Origin of the sequence: Peribacillus sp. YIM B13482 (assembly GCF_042787975.1) — a bacterium.
Lineage (GTDB): Bacteria > Bacillota > Bacilli > Bacillales > DSM-1321 > Peribacillus > Peribacillus simplex_A.
On sequence record NZ_JBHZPF010000123.1, the window covers coordinates 1 to 3,396 of the forward strand.

The following is a 3,396-nucleotide window of genomic DNA, read 5'->3' on the forward strand; positions in this document are numbered from 1 at the left end:
TTACGTCCTTCAAAAAAATTAGAATTTGGTGGGCTTATTTTAGTATGGCCTTTCACGAATATGTTTTCATACAAAAAAGGCTGCCGCAGCACCCCCTGTTAATGAACTAAAGCACCCGTTAGCTTAATAATTTCTATTCATTTAATTTCAACAGTTCAGAAATAATATCAGAACTACCTGGCATTAACAAAATAATTGCCAAAACGATAAAAAGAATACCAACAACAAACAAAAAAATTACGATTTTAACTGACCAAGATACATCTTTCCAAAGTGCTCCAACAATAAGAAGAACAACACCTATCAAAAGTAATAATAAATAATAAAATCCCACTCAATCACCTCATAACGCTAACCAGATCTTATCCAGCATTTAATAGAGGAACTATTATTATTGATAACCCTAAACTTATTAAGAATGTTATAAGCCAATCTCTTTTTTTCGTCAGCTTAAAAAGTATATTCAGAACCGAACTAATACATATACAAACTAAAAATACGAATAAAACCATAATAAATGATTCCAAGTAATCCCCCCCCAACAATAAGTTTTACTTTATATTTTAACATAAAAACCCAAGTCCTTTATGGAACTATCCTGCCCCGATAGTTCCATAAAGAAAAGCTGCCTTAAAGACAGCTCCGATCTTCAGCTAAAGCACCCGTTAGTTCATTAAGCCTTTTTTCTTTTTTTCCAGTCTGTCACTTAATTCGTTAAAGGTCTGAACTACCTCAGGCATTGATAATTTTTTTGCTAATAAACTCCCTTTTTCGATTGATTTAGAAGCTTCTTCAAATAAATTTGCTTTAATTTGAGCATCTGCAAGGCAATACCAATAAAACCAAGCATCCATTTTTGAAATTTTATCTTTATAGAAATTTTCAATTATAGGATAGTATTTAGAATATGATTCTTTATCAAAAACCAATTTTTCACCATTCCATTTTAATACATCTACTAAATAACTTTCACCAATATACCATTGCCAGATTGCTAAACTGACTTTTTTATTTTGGTTCAATATGTCTATTTCAAAATAAGGAACATCTGCAATATTTATGAATGAGTTATCATTCCACTGAAAAATATCAAGTTTGTTTCCTGCAGCTGCACCAATTGTAACACCGATTAAATATTCTTTTGTACCATCACCAGTAATATCAGCCAAACCTGAAAAATTCAAACCAACTCCTTGAGCTTTTGTTTCCCAAACTTTTTGCCAATCATTATTAACCTTCTTTAGTACCATTACTCCAAACTGGGAAGGATTAGGTTGTTCTTTTGCTTTAATTTCAAAAGTAGCGATTATTTCTTTTTGCCCATCGTGGTTAAAATCATAAAGTTGAATTGACTGTGTGGAGAAAGGTTTTTCAGGGCTTACAAGTAAAGCGTTCGACGGAGTAAACTCTTTAACAATTTTCATAAGCTCTTCATTTAGTTTTTCGTCAGCTTGAACAAATATCGGTGAAAGATTTAATGTCACCAATAGTAAGGTAAATTGCATTATTTTCTTCATCAAGTATGTCCCCTTATACGGTATAGGATTATAATTCCCTATTATCGCTTTGTATATTATGGACTTTATTTATAAAACAATTATTAAAGTAACCTGCCCCGATAGTTGCATAAAGAAAAGGTTGCCTTAAAGACAGCTCCGATCTTCAGCTATAGCACCTGTTAGTTGAAGTGTAAATTTTCACATTTTATATAGCTTTTCTCGACAGCCTGTCTATACTATTGTGTCGTTTTCTTTATTCTTGAGATGCCAAGATAGACGAAGAAGATACTAATTCAATAAATTTGAAAACCCCTTGCTATATATACTAGCGAAGGGTTCATTTTTCTTAAAATCATTTGTTAATTAATATTCTTCTCTTTACTTACTCACGGGAAGATTCATATTCATATACTATACAAAATAATACTGTTAAGACTGCTACACCACCATATTGAAGAAGAGTAGGTACACTTTTCAAAAGATTTGTAAGTAAGTTTGTAAAAGTGACAACAGTAAGAAGCACAGTGTGTAATAATAAAACTAAACAAGATAGAAAATGTCTTTGCTTTATACAAGTAACTCCCACCCATATACCTACACCTATTAAGATTATGCGTATAGGATACTCAATACCTATGGAGAGTATTTTGGTCCAAAAACTAGTATTTAATATCAAACTGTTTTGTAACATTTCTCTTCTCCTCATTATCTTTAGCTGAACTAGAATTTTTATTGTTCCTTTTATTTCTCGTTTAATTGCTCTAACCACTCTATAAACCAATCTTGAGGTAACTTTACTTTTGAGAGGTCTAAGTTCTGCAATTCTTTTAATGAGTAAGTATTTACCAAAATAAAATCCCATTGACATTCAATATCTCGTGCTATTCCAAAAGCTATTTCATCAAATTCATTAAATTCTCCAGCTTCATCTTCTTCAAAAGCCATTGTGAGGTTATCACACCACTTAATTAACTCATATTGTGAAAATCTGTTTTCTTTTCTACATACAGTATTTAACAAGTTCTTTAAGTTTTTGGACGAGAATGGAAAATCTAGAGTGGTTTCATTCCAGTTCCAATTCATATAAACATCCCCTATATCAACTGAATTACTTACTATCCTCATCACCTTTCAACTCTCTATTTTATAACATTTTCTTATTCAACTAAACTGCCCCTTTAGTTCTATAAGAAGTAAACAACTTTATTATAACTGCACACTAGATATGACAAGCGAGTGCCTGGAGTGGAAATCAACGTCCAAATTATACAAGCCATAAAAAACTGTAGACAAACTCGTTTTCATTGAGTTTGTCTACAGTCTGAAAGAAGCAATTTTAAATTGCTTCTTTTGTTTTGATTTACATATAATAGTGAGGAATGTAATGGTGCTTTACTTTGTTATGCTCCAATCTATTTACTCAATTTTTCGGGTACAATATTTAAAATAATTAAATATAATTTTTCATTATTAAATTCACCCACATAGACTACTTGATGAATTTCCAGTGCTTCCCCTTCTTTAAGTGTATGAGATTCTTTTATTACGTCTGCAATATGTTTTTCAAAGGAGAAATCGCTATAATAATTCCGTATTGTCCATTCAATAATAATCTGGTTTTGTAAACGCATATGAATTATTTTACACTCCTTTTTATTTACAAAGTGGATGGTGAGTTTCTTCAATACCATTAATTTTTGTTACACGATGCCATTTAGTATTAACATAATTAGGGCTTACCGACTGAGATATAGGGGCTTTATATTGCTTATAATAATATGTAGCTGTTTATATATAATTCGACTTTCTTATGCAACTAACCTCCCTCAATAAAGAAAGCAAAACCTCTCGATATCTCCGTTTTTCTTAGATTTTCATAGTAGTTTACCTGCCGGTA

General features: G+C 31.2%; 4 protein-coding genes. All 4 read right to left on the reverse strand.

Features of this window, described 5'->3' with window-relative positions:
• Positions 1-133: 133 nt before the first annotated feature.
• The gene (locus tag ACFX4L_RS25130) at positions 134-334 is read right to left on the reverse strand and encodes a hypothetical protein (protein WP_125161178.1); all 201 of its coding nucleotides are present in this window, start codon (positions 332-334) and stop codon (positions 134-136) included.
• Between the two features lie 331 nt (positions 335-665).
• Positions 666-1,517: a hypothetical protein gene (locus tag ACFX4L_RS25135; protein ID WP_377406637.1), complete on the reverse strand. Its 852-nt coding sequence runs from the start codon at positions 1,515-1,517 to the stop codon at positions 666-668.
• A gap of 723 nt (positions 1,518-2,240) precedes the next feature.
• Positions 2,241-2,582, reverse strand: a complete 342-nt coding sequence (locus ACFX4L_RS25140; protein ID WP_377406639.1) for a hypothetical protein — start codon at positions 2,580-2,582, stop codon at positions 2,241-2,243.
• A 329-nt stretch (positions 2,583-2,911) separates the two neighbouring features.
• Positions 2,912-3,130: a hypothetical protein gene (locus ACFX4L_RS25145; RefSeq protein WP_340908168.1), complete on the reverse strand. Its 219-nt coding sequence runs from the start codon at positions 3,128-3,130 to the stop codon at positions 2,912-2,914.
• Positions 3,131-3,396: the final 266 nt, after the last annotated feature.